Source organism: Roseovarius sp. THAF8, from assembly GCF_009363735.1.
Lineage (GTDB): Bacteria > Pseudomonadota > Alphaproteobacteria > Rhodobacterales > Rhodobacteraceae > Roseovarius.
The window spans coordinates 3,685,321-3,700,167 of record NZ_CP045410.1 but is presented as its reverse complement, the minus strand read 5'-3'; the positions used below and the strand labels follow the sequence as shown (position 1 = coordinate 3,700,167).

Sequence of the window (14,847 nt, the reverse complement as noted above, 5' to 3'; positions counted from 1 at the left end):
ATCGTGCCCGCGTCCACGCGGTAACGGCTGTTTCAATATGGGTCAGGCAGACCCAGTTTGCCAAGTATCTCCACCTCGGTTCGTTCCATCAGGGTGGCATCCTTGTCACGAACGTGATCGTAGCCCAGCAGATGCAAAATTCCGTGAACGACCAGATGCGTCACGTGATCCTGCATCGGCCTGCCCGCCGCCTCGGCCTCTCTCGCGCAGGTCTCATAGGCGATCGCGATATCGCCAAGCTCGGGATCGGGGCCGGCCTCGGGCGGCTCCGGCATGGCGCCATCCACCTCTGCGCCACGCTCCGCGCTCGGCCAGCTCAATACATTGGTCGGCGCCGCCTTGTCCCGGAAATCTTCGTTCAAGGCGGCAATCCGCGCATCGTCGCAGCCCAGCACGGCGATCTCCCACTCCGCGGGGTCCAGCCCCAGATGCGCCAGCGTGGCCTCTGCCGCCCGCTCGGCCAGCCGTTCCAGGCCTGCGTCCTGCCAGCGGTCGTCCTCGACGACCGTATCGACCGAAACGCTCACACCGGGCGCGGGCCGGAATTTTGCAAAATTCCGGATCGGAAAATTGCAATTTTCCGGCCAATTTTCTTCCAAAGAAAATTGCCCCCGGCCTCAGACATCCGCGTCATAGGCCTCGATGATCGCCGCCACCAGCGGATGGCGCACCACGTCCTTCGAGGTGAAGTAATTGAACGCGATCTTCGGGATATTCTTCAACAGCCGCTCCGCGTCGTGCAGCCCGCTCGTCACCCCGCGCGGCAGGTCGATCTGGCTGCGGTCGCCGGTGATCACCATGCGGCTGCCCTCGCCCAGCCGCGTCAGGAACATCTTCATCTGCATCGAGGTGGCGTTCTGCGCCTCGTCCAGCACGACGAACGCATTGGCCAGCGTCCGCCCCCGCATGAAGGCCAGGGGCGCGATCTCGATCCGCTTCTCCTCGATCAGCTTGGCCACCTGCTTGGCCGGGAAAAAGTCGTTCAGCGCATCGTAAAGCGGCTGCATGTAGGGGTCGACCTTGTCCTTCATGTCGCCCGGCAGATAGCCCAGCTTCTCGCCCGCCTCGACTGCCGGCCGGCTGAGGATGATACGGTCCACATGCCCCTCGATGAACATGCTGACCCCCACCGCCACCGCCAGGTAGGTCTTGCCGGTGCCCGCCGGCCCGATGCCGAAGGCCAACTCGTTGGCGAAAAGCGACTGCACATAGGCCTTCTGCGCGTCGGTGCGCGGCTCGACGGGCTTCTTGCGGGTCTTGATCTCGACCCGCCCGCCCTTGAACATCTCCAGCTGGTCCTCGCCGCCCGTGTCGTCGGTCTCGATCCGGTCGGCGCTGCCGCCCGCCCCCATCCGCAGCTCGCGGTCCACGTCGCCATGCTCGACCGTGCGGCCCTCTTCCAGACGCTGGTACAGCGCCAGCAGCACGTCGCGCGCTTCCTTGGCCTGCTCCGGCTCGCCGATCACGGCCAGCTGGTTGCCCCGGCGCAGGATCTGCACACCGAGCTTCTTCTCGATTTCGGCAAGGTTGCGGTCGTATTCGCCGCACAGGTCGATCAACAGGAAATTGTCGGGGAACTCGACAACCGTTTCCAGAATGTCGCTGTTCTCGGATTGCGACGTCAGCACGTTCGTGACCAATCAAATCTCCCTGTCAAAGGCCCATGATCAATGCTGCCAAGATGCGCCCCCAAGGGCAAGGGCCGGGCCGCAATTGTCACGGGTTTGAAACGAAAAATGCCGCGAACCCTGTGGTCCGCGGCACCGGATTGAGCATATGGGCGCGATCAAATCGAGTCGGCCACGGGCGAACCGCCCTTGTAGTTGCCGGTCGCCACGGTCGGCGGCGCGGTGCCGGAACAGACGGGCTTGCCGTACTTGTCCAGCCGCTGCGACAGGTAGCCTTCGGCGCCGTCATCGATGATCCAGTGGTCACAGCCGTTGGGATCGACCCAGATGCCCGCCTGAAGCTGGCTCAGGTGCTTGGAATCAAAGCCCCGGTCGACGGTCTTGTCGCGCTTGTCGTCACAGGCCGCCAGCGCACCGACAAGGGGGAGCACGGCAATAAGTTTGAATGCTTGCATGGTTCAGGTCCCCTCAGCGGATGCAGATGATTTCGACGCGGCGGTTCTGCTGCATGCCCGCGGCCGTGTTGTTCGATGTTTTCGGCAGACGCTCGCCGTAGCCGCGCACATCCGCGATCCGGGCGCCGGTTCCGGCAGCGATTCGCGCCACCGAGTTGGCCCGGCGATAGGACAGGTCGATATTGTACTCGTCCGAGGCGCGGCTGTCGGTATGCCCGGTGATGATGTAGGAAATCGCCCCGGTGCTGCGGAAGAACTCCTGCAGGCGCGCCCGTCCGGCGGCGCTGATATTCGCGCTGTCGGTGGCGAAAAGCTGGTCGGTGTTGACCACGCCGCACACGTTGCCCCGGCGGCAGACCGGGATGCCCTGGCGATTCACGTGGGGGGTCATGTACCCTTCCCAGCCGTCATCCATCACCCAGTGCTCGCACCCGTCGGGATCGACCCAGATCGTCGGCACGTAGCGCTCGCCCTTCACGACCCGCTGGCCACTTTGCGCCTGACCGGCCTCGGTCATCGCCACCACACCCAGAGCGACGGCGGCAAGTCCGCTCATCAGGGTGCGCACTGTTCTCGAAAACGTGTTCGTCACAGCCACTGTCCTTTTTATTATTTCCCCCATTTGCCCCGGTAGCAGGCAGCGATTCCGGAGCAAAAAACGAATTATTGTTAAAGTTTAGCAAGTTCCGGCGCGTTGTGAAGCATAAATAACCAGATATTGTGGCGGTCCGTGAAACAATCGCCACCCATGGGTTATCCACACGCCGTCTCGGCAAAATATCCGGCAACCAGAACGCGTTACCGCCAGAATGCCGGAAATTCAGGCGGTCAGAACCCGACCGCCCAGGGAATTGGCACCGCTCTCGGTGATGATCACCCGGCGCAGGTCGCCGGGCGCAACGGTGGAATCACTCACATGCACCGCGTGCAGGTAATCCGACTTGCCCACCATCTGTCCGTCGCGCCGCCCGGCCTTCTCGAACAGAACCCCCACCTCGCGGCCCACCATCGCGTCCTGGATGGCGCGCTGCTGCTCGGTGATCAGCGCTTGCAGGCGGTGCAGGCGCTCGGTCTTCACCTCCTCGTCCAGCTGCGCACGCTCCGCCGCCGGGGTGCCGGGCCGCGTGGAATACTTGAACGAATAGGCATAGCCGTACCGGACCTCCTCGATCAGCGCCATCGTGTCGGCAAAGTCGGCTTCGGTCTCTTCGGGGAAGCCCACGATGAAATCCCCCGACAGCAGGATATCGGGCCGCGCCGCGCGGATGCGTTCGATCAGCCGGATATAGCTTTCGGCCGTGTGACTGCGGTTCATCCGCTTCAAAATCCGGTCGCTGCCCGACTGTACCGGCAGGTGCAGGTAGGGCATCAGCTTGGCGCACTCCCCGTGCGCCGCGATCAGGTCGTCGCCCATGTCGTTGGGATGGCTGGTGGTGAAGCGGATGCGCTCCAGCCCGTCGACCTTGTCCAGCTCCCAGATCAGCTGCGCCAGCGACCAGTCGTTCCCGTCCGGCCCTTGCCCGTGATAGGCGTTCACGTTCTGGCCCAGAAGGGTGATCTCGCGCACGCCGCGCTCCACCAACTCCTTGGCCTCGTCCACGATCCGGGCCACCGGGCGGCTGACCTCGGCCCCGCGCGTATAGGGCACCACGCAGAAGGCACAGAACTTGTCGCAGCCTTCCTGCACGGTCAGGAACGCGGTCGGACCCCGCTTCGCCTTGCCGCCCCGTTTGCGCAGCGTGTCGAACTTGTCGTCCAGCGGAAACTGCGTATCAACCGCCTTGGCCCCGCCCCGCGCCTTGGCCTCGAGCTGCGGCAGGTTGTGATAGCTTTGCGGCCCCACCACCAGGTCCACCATCGGCTGGCGGCGCATGATCTCCTCGCCCTCGGCCTGGGCCACACAGCCCGCCACGCCGATCTTGAGGTCCGGCTTGGCGTCCTTCAGCCCCTTGAACCGGCCCAGCTCGGAATACACCTTCTCGGCGGCTTTCTCCCGGATGTGACAGGTGTTCAGCAGGATCATGTCCGCGTCGTCGGGCGTGTCCGTCTCGACATACCCCGCGCCGCCCATGGCCTCGGCCATGCGCTCGCTGTCATAGACGTTCATCTGGCACCCGTAGGTCTTGATGTATAGCTTCTTGGCCTCGGACATGGCCACACCCCCAGCTCAAGCGGTTTCAAGGCGCCTGCCTACACCACCTGCGGCCCGACTTGCAATGCACCGCGAATTGCGGGATTTTGACCCGAAAAGACGCCCAGAGAAAGACGCCCTGAGGACGACGATGCAGCACGCCACCCTGTCCGCCTTTCTGAAAGAGCCCGGCACCGCGCTGGCCAAGGGGCCTGTCGCGATGATCTTCGTCGAGGACCAGATCGAGGTCGACAGCGCCATTCGCCATCATCTCGACACCGGCTTCCAATCCGTGCTGGCGCTGATGCCGTCCGGGTTCCCGCTGGCCCCCGACGTCAGCGCGGCGGTGCACCGCATCCCCTTCGACGTCGCCGCGGGCGACAATTACGTCGACGCGGTGAACAAGGTCATCGCCGCCGCGCCGGGCCTCTGGCTCTATTACTGCTTCAATGCCGAATACCTGTTCTTTCCGTTCTGCGAGACGCGCACCGTGGGCGAGATGCTGGCCTTCCACACCGAGGAACGGCGCGACGCGATGCTGACCTACGTGGTCGATCTCTATGCCGGCGACCTCGACCGGCACCGTGACGCGGTCTCGCTCGAGGATGCGCACCTCGACCGCTCCGGCTATTATGCGCTGGCGCGGAACGACCCCGACAATCACAACCACCCGCGCGACCGGCAACTGGATTTCTTCGGCGGCCTGCGCTGGCGGTACGAGGAACATATCCCGGTGAAGCGCCGCAAGATCGACCGGATTTCGCTGTTCCGCGCCCAGCCGGGCCTGCAGCTGCGCCCCGATCACACGTTCAACGACGAGGAATACAACACCTACGCCTGCCCCTGGCACCACAACCTGACGGCGGCGGTGGCCTCGTTCAGAACCGCCAAGGCGCTCAAGCGCAACCCCGGCTCGACCTTCGACATCCACACCTTCAAGTGGCACAATTCCGCGCCGTTCGAATGGCATTCGCGGCAATTGCTGGACCTGGGTCTGATGGAACCCGGCCAGTGGTTCTGAACCACCCGTCCCGGGCCTGACCCGGGACCTCCCGCGCCGGCCCACTCAACCGTTATCCCCGGGCTCGACCCGAGGATCTCCCGAACCACGAGATCCCGGATCAGGTCCGGGATGCCGCCCGCTTCACCTCGCCCGGCGCGCCCAGATCCGCAGGTCCCGGATCACCTTGACCGTCGCCCCCAGCGCCAAGGCGCAGAGCATGTACTTGCTGACCGTCTCCATCGTGCCTTCGATCAGCACCGCGTGCAGGGCCGTGCCCGCGACGATCGGCACCGCCAGCGCGGTATGCGCCCGCCGCCACGTCATCGGCCGCAGCCCCAGCCGCTTGCGCGTGAGCGCCAGCGCGGCGGTGGCAAAGATCAGCCACATCACCAGCACGCCCCAGACAGAAAACGGCGTCGGCGAGCGCAGCAGCAACGCATCCACCACGTCGGGCGGGCTGGTCAGCCACAGGCCCGCCACGTGCAGCACCACCAGCGCCACGATCCCCGCGCCGACCCGGCGATGCACCCGCCGGCCCTTCAATGCGTCGATCCCGGGCAGGTATCCGCCTGCCAGAAGCGGTTGAAGAAACATCAGGGCAAAGCCCGCGATCCCGGCAAACCCGGCCACGATGTAGACGGGTTGCCGCCATTGCAACAGCGGGCTGAACCCCGCCGCCGCCACCGGCACGACAAGGGCGGCGCAAACCGCCGCCCATATCAGGACCTTTCGCAGCATCGGGGGTTTATGCCGGAACCAGCACAAACTCCACGTCAAGCGACGTCTGTCCCGGGCTCGACATCACCGGGCGCAGGAACACCGTCCTGAACCCGCCATCGTCATATTCGGCGTCATAGGCCAGGTGCCCGTGCGGCTGGCCGAAGGCGGGCACGATCTGCGGCATGTCCATCACGAACCGCCCGTCGCGGTCGGTCAGGGTCGCGCCATGGCTTTCCGGGTCGCGCTCGTGCCCTTCGGTCGTGTGCGCCCACATCTGGATGCGGCGGCCCTCCAGCGGCGCGCCATCGCCCGCCCGGCGCACCGTGCCGGTCATGGTGAAGCCGCCATTGCCGATCCGGTCGGTCAGGGCGGCGCCGGGGCGATAGTTGTTGGCCCCGCCCGGCATGGTGGGCGTCGGCTCCACTCCGGCCGCGCGTGCCGGCACGATCAGGCCGGCGCCCAGCGTCACGGCGGCCGCCGCGCCGCCGGTGGCGATCAGATTGCGTCGATTGATCAGTCGGGTACTCATTCCGGTCTCTCCTGTCGGGTCGGGGGCGCGGACCACCGTCGTCATGGCACGCACCGCTGTTCACCTCCAAAGATAACGCCGATCGGGCACAGGCAAAGCACCCTCACGGCACCGTGACCGCGCGGTTTCGTCCCGATCGGCGCCCGATCGGCGAAGGTCGGCGCAGCCGCGGGCGGCAGCGCCCCATCGCGGCTCAGTCGCGCAGCGCCTGCCCGGTCCATTCCGGCAACGGAAACACGATGTCGTATAGCCAGTTAAAGCCCAGCGCATAGACCATGTAGAACAGCGCAAAGGACAGGTCCATCGCGAGCGCCTGCCACAGCGACACCTGCAGGTACCAGGCGATGAAGGGCATCAGCACCACCAAAAGCCCCGCCTCGAACAGCACCGCATGGGCCACCCGCACCCGCGCGGTCTTGCGTGTCGCGCCGGTCCGGCGCTGCAACACCAGGTCGAAGCCGAAATTGAACACCATGTTCCAAAGCGTGGCGATGGTCGCGCTGACAAGGCCGACCACCCCGAGATCGTGCATCGGCATGCCGAAGGCGACCGCGCCCAGCGGCACGATCAGAATAAGGGCGATGATTTCAAAGCTCAGCGCGTGGCGCAGACGGTCGGACGGGGATCGCATGGAACCCTCCCACATCATTCCGGGCCGTCCCGGACGCAAATCCCTGCTGGGGAGGTCGTCCTCTGACATGGTAAATGACGGTGCGACGCTGGGCTTTCAAGCGGCGGCTGTCCGATTGTGGAAGATGTGGCCGACAGGGCACCACCCCGCCCCGGCCTGCCCGCCTATTGCCGCATGTTCAGCAAGGCGCGGGTCAGCGCATCATGCTCGCCGCTGTTGTCTTTGATGCCGAAATCGCCCATCGCCGTCAGGTAGCTGCTGCCGCCTTCCATGCGTTCGATCCAGTCCATGCCGTGGACATAGACCGCCTGCATCCGGTCATGCATCACCGGATACAGCGCCCGTTCCTGCCAGATCGCGGTCAGGCACAGCCCGGCCAGCACCAGCTTCAGGCCCCGCGCCCACTTGCGCGCCGTCAGGGCGCGTGCGTTGCGCTTCTCGAAGCGGGCCTCGGCGGGGTTCGGTTGAAAGCTCATGCCACCCAGCGTGCCGGCCTCCCGTGGCGAATCTAAGGCAAGACCCGGACCAAATCGGGACATCCCCCGGGGGGGGGCGGTCAGTGCCGAAGGCCGCCCGGCACCCCGGCGCACCGCCGCGCGGGCTCTTCGGGCTACAGGTTTTCCGGCTGCGGCATCCCCAGAACGTGATAGCCACCATCGACCTTTATCACCTCGCCGGTGGTGCAGGCCCCCGCGGGGCTGGCGAGGTACACTGCCGTACCGCCGATCGCCTCCAACGTGGCATTGGCCCGCATCGGTGCATTTTCCTCGGTGTGCCGGAACGTCCGCCGCGCGCCGCCGATGGCCGCGCCCGCCAGCGTCTTCATCGGCCCGGGGCTGATCGCGTTCACGCGGATCTTGTCGGGCCCCAGGTCATTGGCCAGGTAGCGCGTGGTGGCCTCCAGCGCCGCCTTGGCCACGCCCATCACGTTGTAGTTCGGCACCACCCGGTTCGACCCCTGGTAGGTCAGGGTCAGCATCGTGCCGCCCTTCTCCTTCATCATCGGATAGGCGCGCCGCGCCACCTCGATGAAGGAATAGACCGAGATATCCATCGAATGCTTGAAGTTCGTCCGGCTGGTGTTCAGGAACCGACCCGACAGTTCCGACTTGTCGGAATAGGCGATCGCATGCACCACGAAGTCGATCGTCGGCCATGTCTCGGCCAGTTCGGCAAAGGCCGCGTCCAGCGACTCGTCCTTCGTGACATCCACATCCAACAGGATATTGGACCCCACCGAGTTGGCCAGCGGCTCCACCCGCTTGGCAAACGCCTCGCCCTGGTAGGAAAACGCCAGTTCCGCGCCCGCCTCGTGCATCGCCTTGGCGATGCCCCAGGCGATGGAACGGTCGTTCGCCACGCCCATGATCAGGCCCCGCAATCCTTGCATAGAATTCGTCATGCGTGCCCTATCCCTCGAACCGGCTCAGCAGCATCGACCCGTTCGTGCCGCCGAAACCGAAAGAGTTTGTCATCACCGTATCAAGCCCGGCCTCGTCCACGCGCGTCGTGGCGATCTCGCCCTCACGGATGGCGGGGTCCAGCGTCTCGACATTGATCGACGGGATGATGAAATCGTGGTGCAGCGCCAGCAGGCAATAGATCGCCTCCTGCGCGCCCGTGGCGCCCTGGCTGTGCCCGGTCATCGACTTGGTCGAGCTGATCGGGGGCACGTTGCCTTCGCCGAAGATGCGCCGCACCGCCTCGACCTCGCCCGCATCGCCCACGGGCGTGCTGGTGCCATGCGCGTTGATATAGCCAACGCGGCGCTCCTTGGGCAGCGTCTCCAGCGCCAGGCGCATTGCCCGCTCGCCGCCTTCGCCACTGGGGGCCACCATGTCATGCCCGTCACTGGTGGCGGCATAGCCCGTCACCTCGGCATAGATCTTTGCACCCCGCGCCTTTGCGTGCTCCAGCTCTTCCAGCACGACGATCCCGCCGCCGCCGGAAATCACGAATCCGTCGCGGCCCGCGTCGAAGGCCCGGCTCGCCTTTTCGGGGGTGTCGTTATACTTGGAACTCATCGCGCCCATCGCGTCGAAGAGGCAGCTCAACGTCCAGTCCAGCTCTTCGCCGCCACCCGCGAACATCACGTCCTGCTTGCCCATCATGATCTGCTCCGCCGCGTTGCCGATGCAATGCAGGCTGGTCGAACAGGCCGAAGTGATGGAATAGTTGATGCCCTTGATCTTGAAGGCGGTCGACAGGTTGGCGCTGATCGTCGAGGACATGCATTTCGGCACCGCAAAAGGCCCGATCCGCTTGGGGCTGCCCTTTTCCAGCACGGTCTGGTGCGCCGCCAGCATGGCCGAGGTGGACGGCCCGCCGGACCCCGCCACCAGCCCGGTGCGCGGGTTGACGATCTCACCCTCTTCCAGTCCTGAATCGGCAATCGCCTGTTGCATGGCGATATGGGCATAGGCCGCGCCCGGCCCCATGAAGCGCAGGGTGCGCTTGTCCACATGCTCGGCCACGTCCAGCTTGACGTCCCCGGCGATCTGGCTGCGAAACCCGTGCTCCGCCATCTGCTCATTGGCGGTGATGCCCGAACGCCCCTCTTTCAAGGAGGTCAGCACCTCCTCGGCATTGTTGCCGATGCTGGAGACGATTCCCAACCCGGTGACGACGACGCGACGCATGTTGCCTCCCTACCTGATTGCCCGCGTTGTAGGACATGCAAGGCGGCGGGTGCAAGATCAATGCCGCCCCTGCGAACCTAGCCCAGCAGCGAAAAATGCTCCGGGTCGATCGAGATCGTCCATTGAACGCCGTCCGGCGCCACGTGGTAAAGCGCCTGCGTGCCCAGCATCGACGGCGCAAGTGACGTCAGCACGGTACTGCCGAACCCCGGCGCGTCCTCCTCGGGCGGATGCGCCAGGCCGCGTTCCCGCCAGCTCAGGTCCAGGGCGCGGCCCCGGCTCCCTTTCGACAGTTTCCAGGCCAGCTCCACCTCGCCGCGCTCATGCGCCAATGCGCCGTATTTCATCGCGTTGGTGGCCAGCTCGTGCAGCGCGATCCCCAGCGTCTGCACCGCCTGCGGCATCAGCCGCACCTCCGGCCCCGACAGGCGGATGCGGGCATCGTTTTCGGACGTGAAGGGGCGCAGGTGGCCGACCACCAGCTCGCGCAGATCCGCATCGTCCCACTGCCCGCCGATCAGCAGGTCAGTCGATTTCGACAGGGCCGAGATGCGCGCACCGAACTTGGCCTGGAAATCGTCCACGGACGCCGCGGTGCGGGCGGTCTGGCGCTGCACCGCCGACACGATCGTCAGCATGTTCTTGGCCCGGTGGATCACCTCGCGCGACATCAGCTCGCGCGCCTTCTCGGCGCGGCGCAACTCGCTGATGTCGCGGTGAATGTTGGAAATCGCAACCACGTCGCCATCCACGCCCCGGATCGGGGCGCAACTTATCCAGACCTCGCGCGGCGTGCCATCCCGGGCAATGCGCACCGCCTCGAAACGGTCCAGCCGCCCGGCGATGATCTCGTCGCGGTACCAGGTCACGGGCTTTTTTTCGTCCGACGGGTAAAGCGTCTCCAGCGACCGCCCGACGATCTCGTCGCTGGCATAGCCGTAAAGCCGCGCAGCCGCCGGGTTCCACGACGTGATCCTGCCCTCCAGGTCATAGGTCAGGATCGCGTCCGACGTCCCCGCCACCAGCGCCGATAGCGCGTTGCTGTCCACCGCCGTCCGCTTCAGCGCGTCCCGCTCGTGGTGGCGCTGCGTCACGTTGCGGTGCTGGATCGTCAGAAAGGGCTGCCCCTCGAACATCATCCGCGTCGCGGTCAGCTCGAACCAGCGTTTCATCGTGGGACTGTCGCAGGGGTATTCGCACACGAAGGTCTCGCCCGAGCGCAGCGTCGTCTCCAGCGACTCCGCGATCAGCCGCGCCTCCATGCTCGACTCGCCGTCGGCGCTCCGGCAGATGTCGAAATAGTTGCTCCCGACATAGCCCGAGGGCGCCCCGTCATTCTCTGCGCCGAATTGCTTCCAGGCGGAATTGGCGGCGATGACCACGCCGCTGGAATCCACGATCACGAACTCGTCCGGCAGTGCATCTATGAATTCCGTCACGCCCATCCGGCCCACCGGCCCGAAAGCATCACTGTTGGTTTGCACGTGCTCTTGCCTCGTTACTCGTCAGCGGTTGGCATCCCACGTGGGGACGATCCCCCACAGGCACAACCTTGGTATATCAAGGCTACCGTATCCCAAGGGCGCAGGCGCCCTGCAATAAACTCGTTTAAATAGGGTTAACATTACGTGGCGTAAGCGGGAATCCGCTCAAATGCTTTCAAATCAGCCACTTAGGCACGCGCAGTCCGCATTTTGCGCGAAAACTTGAGCGAGTCCGACCGATGTGGCAGCATTTCTGTCACGTCCGACCCTCCCGCACGGCGGATCCCTCACCATGACGTTGCGTCACCCGTATCCCCGGCCCCGCCACCCCGACCTTGCGGGCAAGACATTCCTGGTCTGCATCGGCGCGGCCAAATGCGCCACAAGCTGGCTGCACGCCTACCTCTCCGACCTGCCCGGATGCGCCCCCTCGCCGCTGAAGGAAGTGCATTTCTTCGACGCCCGCCACCCCGCGCATTGCCTGGGCAATCCTGACGCGCTGGCGCTCGCGCGGCTCAAGTTCCACCTCGATCAGCCCGGCGATGCGCTGGAAAACCTCCGCCGGCGCGCCACGTTCCGCGCCAGCCTCGACCGGGCGCAGATGATCCAGGACGAGACCGCCTATTTCGGCCACTTCGCCCGGCTCTGCGGCGCCGAGACGCGCTGTTTCGCCGACATCACGCCGGGCTACTCGGCCATCGGCGCGGCGGGCTTTGCCGACATCCGCGACGTCGTCGCGCACCAGGGCTGCCGCCTGCGCGTCCTGTTCATCATGCGCGACCCTGTGGCGCGCTTCTGGTCCCAGCTGCGCCACCTCGAACAGATGGCCCCCGACACCCGCGCCACGCAGGACTGGGACCGCGTCCGCCAGATGCCCGCCCTGACCGCGCGCGCCGATTACGCCGGCATCCTCACCGCGCTGGACGCCACCTTCGGGGCCGGCGAGGTGCTCTGCCTTTTCTACGAAACCCTCTTCACCGAGGCCACGCAGCGCCGCCTGTGCGATTTCATCGACGTGCCTTTCACCCCGGCCGACGCGAACGCCCGTCACAACGAAACCACGCTCAAGGCGCCCTTGCCGCAGGCCGCGCGCACGGCACTGGCGGCACAGCTTGCCCCGCAATACGCCTTCTGCCGCGACCGCTTCGGCACCGCGCTCCCCGCAAGCTGGCAGGGCTGACGCAGAAGAAACCTTTGAACCCTGTCGCGACCCGCTCCGACCCATCCTCGTTACGCAACGCGCCACCCCCATCCCGGCGCCCTATCGGAGGATACCCCCATGCCCGAAGACGGCATCATCATCGACTTCCGGTCCATCCCGGACGCAAAGACACGCTCTCTCGCAGAGGACCTGGCCGAAGACATCGTGCAGCGCAGCATTATGGAATATTTCGAGCCCAAGGCCCGCGACACCGCCACCGCACAGGACATCGCCGAACCCGACTGGGACGACCTCGTGCCGCCCGACATGACGGACGGCTTCGACTTCCTGCTCTAGCGGTAAACCTTCGGGGGCCGCGCCTCAGCTTTCGCTCAGCGCGACCTTCATGTCCTTGACCTGGTAAATCACCTCGCCATCGGCCTCGACCCGGCCATCGGCGACACCCATGGTCAGCCGCCGCGTCTGCACCGCCTTGGTGAAATCCACGTAATAGGTCAGCATGTTGCGGTCCGGGCGCACCATGCCGGTCAGCTTCACCTCGCCCACGCCCAGCGCATAGCCGCGCCCCTGCCAGCCGCGCCAGCCCAGGTTGAACCCGGTCAGCTGCCACAGCCCGTCAAGGCCAAGGCATCCCGGCATGATCGGATTGCCGGGGAAATGACATTCAAAGAACCACAGGTCCGGTGTGATATCGAACTCGGCCACCACGTGCCCCTTGCCATGCGGCCCGCCATCGCCCGAAATATCGGTGATCCGGTCCATCATCAGCATCGGCGGCTCGGGCAGCTGCGCATTGCCGGGGCCGAAAAGCTCGCCACGTGCGCATTTCAGCAGGTCTTCGCGGTCGAAGCTGCTCGGGAAGTCGGCCATAGGGTCGCACCCTTTTCTCTTAACTGTTCCGTTATCCGATCCTGTAACACCCCGCAAAACCCCCGCGCAAGCCCTGCCGCGCCGCGCTATGGTGCAGAATTTTGTTTGAAATTCCCCTGTGGAGACCCCTATATTGGCATTGAGACAGGAGCTTTCATGACCGATACCGAGGCGACAACCCGAGGCACCGAATGGCTCGCAGGCGCAGGCTTGCGCCCGACCCGTCAACGCGTCGCGCTGGCCGCGCTGCTTGTCGGCGACGGGCAGCATCGCCATGTGACTGCGGAAAGCCTCTACTCCGCCGTCTGCGAGAACGGCGACAGTGTCTCGCTCGCCACGGTGTACAACACCCTGCGCGCCTTCTGCGACGTTGGCCTGCTGCAAGAGGTCACGGTCGACGGGTCGAAAAGCTATTTCGACACCAACACCCACGATCACCCGCATTTCTTCTGGGAGGATGAGCAACGCCTCTCCGACGCGCCCGCCGACGAGCTCGAGATCGCCCGCCTGCCCGGCGCGCCCGAAGGCGCCGAGATCGCAAGCGTCGACGTGGTGATCCGCCTGCGCCGCAAGTCCGGCTGACCCGCCGGAATGCGCGCCGCCCATTACGAACAATTCGGACCCGCCGAAGACGTCCTGACCGTCGGAGAGGTCGACACCCCCACGCCCGGCCCGGGCGAGGTGCTGGTGCGGCTCACCCATTCCGGCGTCAATCCCTCCGACGCCAAGTCCCGCGCGGGCTCCCGCCCCGGCGTGACCAAACCCGATTTCCCCCGCATCATCCCCCATTCCGACGGCGCCGGCACGATCTTCGCCGTGGGCGAAGGCGTGGATCCCGCCCGCATGGATCAGCATGTCTGGCTCTGGAACGCCCAGTGGCAACGCGCCCATGGCACCGCGGCCGAGATGATCGCCCTGCCCGCCGACCAGGCCGTGCCCCTGCCCGAGGGCGTCAGCCACGAGGTCGGCGCGACGCTGGGCATCCCCGGCCTCACCGCCTGTCATACGGTTTTCGGCGGCGGCGATGTCGCAGGGCAGACGCTGCTCATTTCCGGCGGCGCGGGGGCCGTGGGCCACATGGCCGTGCAACTTGCCAAGTGGGGCGGCGCGACGGTGATCACCACCGCCTCCGCCGATGCCGCCGACTACGTGGCCGAGACCGGCGCCGATCACGTGCTCGACTACCGCGACGAGGAATTGACCTCGAAAATCAAGGACATCGCACCGGGCGGCATCGACCGCGCGGTCGAGGTCGAATTCGGCACCAATGCCGCACTTCTGGCCGAGGTGATGAAACCGATGGGCACCATCGCCACCTACGGCTCGGCCAAGGACATGACGCCGGAACTGCCCTTCGGCGCTATGCTGTTCAAGGCGCTCAAGATCGACATTTCCCTGATCTACATCCTGCCCCCGGCGGAACGCGCCGCGGCCATCGCCCGCCTGCACGCGGCCCTGGCCGAAGGCGCGCTGACCCCGGCCATCCACGCCAGCCTGCCGCTCGCCGATTGCGTCACGGCGCACAACATGGTGCTCAGCCCCGGCCGCCGCGGCGCGGTCCTGCTGGAACCCTGAGTCCGCGCCGCCGGGCCTGA

The 14,847-nt window shown here is 65.7% G+C and carries 18 protein-coding genes; 5 read left to right on the top strand and 13 right to left on the bottom strand.

From position 1 onward, the window contains the following. Positions 1-32: 32 nt before the first annotated feature. The 5 genes from ybeY to miaB form a co-directional block, all read right to left on the bottom strand. A complete protein-coding gene (ybeY, locus tag FIU85_RS18055; protein ID WP_152497886.1) occupies positions 33-527 on the bottom strand; it encodes an rRNA maturation RNase YbeY in 495 nt (164 codons plus the stop codon). 90 nt (positions 528-617) lie between these two features. Then, positions 618-1,640, bottom strand: coding sequence for a PhoH family protein (locus tag FIU85_RS18050; protein WP_152497885.1), 1,023 nt, complete (start codon positions 1,638-1,640; stop codon positions 618-620). A 146-nt stretch (positions 1,641-1,786) separates the two neighbouring features. After that, entirely contained in the window at positions 1,787-2,083 is a 297-nt protein-coding gene (locus FIU85_RS18045) for a hypothetical protein (protein ID WP_152493032.1), read from the bottom strand. 13 nt (positions 2,084-2,096) lie between these two features. Then, on the bottom strand, positions 2,097-2,600 hold the full coding sequence (locus FIU85_RS18040; protein ID WP_254703069.1) for an OmpA family protein: 504 nt from the start codon (positions 2,598-2,600) through the stop codon (positions 2,097-2,099). A 303-nt stretch (positions 2,601-2,903) separates the two neighbouring features. Continuing rightward, positions 2,904-4,235 (bottom strand): tRNA (N6-isopentenyl adenosine(37)-C2)-methylthiotransferase MiaB, encoded by a 1,332-nt coding sequence (miaB, locus tag FIU85_RS18035; protein WP_152497884.1) that lies wholly within the window; start codon positions 4,233-4,235, stop codon positions 2,904-2,906. Between the two features lie 130 nt (positions 4,236-4,365). On the opposite strand from miaB, the gene FIU85_RS18030 reads away from it, so the two are divergent. Further along, positions 4,366-5,235, top strand: coding sequence for a hypothetical protein (locus tag FIU85_RS18030; RefSeq protein ID WP_152497883.1), 870 nt, complete (start codon positions 4,366-4,368; stop codon positions 5,233-5,235). A gap of 123 nt (positions 5,236-5,358) precedes the next feature. Here the strand turns inward: FIU85_RS18030 and FIU85_RS18025 are convergent, their stop codons facing one another. The 7 genes from FIU85_RS18025 to FIU85_RS17995 form a co-directional block, all read right to left on the bottom strand. Continuing rightward, complete coding sequence (locus FIU85_RS18025) at positions 5,359-5,955, bottom strand: ferric reductase-like transmembrane domain-containing protein (protein WP_152497882.1); 597 nt, start codon at positions 5,953-5,955, stop codon at positions 5,359-5,361. Between the two features lie 7 nt (positions 5,956-5,962). After that, positions 5,963-6,466 carry a twin-arginine translocation pathway signal gene (locus FIU85_RS18020; RefSeq protein WP_152497881.1) on the bottom strand — a complete coding sequence of 168 codons (504 nt, stop codon included), beginning with the start codon at positions 6,464-6,466 and terminating at the stop codon, positions 5,963-5,965. Positions 6,467-6,659: 193 nt separating this feature from the next. Further along, positions 6,660-7,097, bottom strand: a complete 438-nt coding sequence (locus tag FIU85_RS18015) for a PACE efflux transporter (RefSeq protein ID WP_152497880.1) — start codon at positions 7,095-7,097, stop codon at positions 6,660-6,662. A gap of 164 nt (positions 7,098-7,261) precedes the next feature. Continuing rightward, a complete protein-coding gene (locus FIU85_RS18010) occupies positions 7,262-7,573 on the bottom strand; it encodes a hypothetical protein (RefSeq protein ID WP_152497879.1) in 312 nt (103 codons plus the stop codon). 134 nt (positions 7,574-7,707) lie between these two features. After that, a complete protein-coding gene (locus tag FIU85_RS18005) occupies positions 7,708-8,499 on the bottom strand; it encodes an enoyl-ACP reductase (protein WP_152493040.1) in 792 nt (263 codons plus the stop codon). A 7-nt stretch (positions 8,500-8,506) separates the two neighbouring features. Beyond that, a complete protein-coding gene (gene fabB / locus FIU85_RS18000; protein ID WP_152497878.1) occupies positions 8,507-9,736 on the bottom strand; it encodes a beta-ketoacyl-ACP synthase I in 1,230 nt (409 codons plus the stop codon). 77 nt (positions 9,737-9,813) lie between these two features. Further along, a complete protein-coding gene (locus tag FIU85_RS17995; RefSeq protein WP_152493042.1) occupies positions 9,814-11,220 on the bottom strand; it encodes a PAS domain S-box protein in 1,407 nt (468 codons plus the stop codon). Between the two features lie 292 nt (positions 11,221-11,512). On the opposite strand from FIU85_RS17995, the gene FIU85_RS17990 reads away from it, so the two are divergent. Together FIU85_RS17990 and FIU85_RS17985 are read left to right on the top strand one after the other, a co-directional pair. Next, the gene (locus FIU85_RS17990; RefSeq protein ID WP_152497877.1) at positions 11,513-12,400 is read left to right on the top strand and encodes a sulfotransferase; all 888 of its coding nucleotides are present in this window, start codon (positions 11,513-11,515) and stop codon (positions 12,398-12,400) included. A gap of 99 nt (positions 12,401-12,499) precedes the next feature. After that, complete coding sequence (locus FIU85_RS17985; RefSeq protein WP_152497876.1) at positions 12,500-12,718, top strand: hypothetical protein; 219 nt, start codon at positions 12,500-12,502, stop codon at positions 12,716-12,718. A gap of 24 nt (positions 12,719-12,742) precedes the next feature. Here FIU85_RS17985 and fabA read toward each other — a convergent pair whose 3' ends face one another. Further along, entirely contained in the window at positions 12,743-13,252 is a 510-nt protein-coding gene (gene fabA / locus FIU85_RS17980; RefSeq protein ID WP_152497875.1) for a bifunctional 3-hydroxydecanoyl-ACP dehydratase/trans-2-decenoyl-ACP isomerase, read from the bottom strand. A 156-nt stretch (positions 13,253-13,408) separates the two neighbouring features. On the opposite strand from fabA, the gene irrA reads away from it, so the two are divergent. Together irrA and FIU85_RS17970 are read left to right on the top strand one after the other, a co-directional pair. Next, positions 13,409-13,834, top strand: a complete 426-nt coding sequence (irrA, locus tag FIU85_RS17975; protein ID WP_152493046.1) for an iron response transcriptional regulator IrrA — start codon at positions 13,409-13,411, stop codon at positions 13,832-13,834. Between the two features lie 9 nt (positions 13,835-13,843). After that, the gene (locus FIU85_RS17970) at positions 13,844-14,827 is read left to right on the top strand and encodes an NADPH:quinone reductase (RefSeq protein WP_152497874.1); all 984 of its coding nucleotides are present in this window, start codon (positions 13,844-13,846) and stop codon (positions 14,825-14,827) included. Positions 14,828-14,847: the final 20 nt, after the last annotated feature.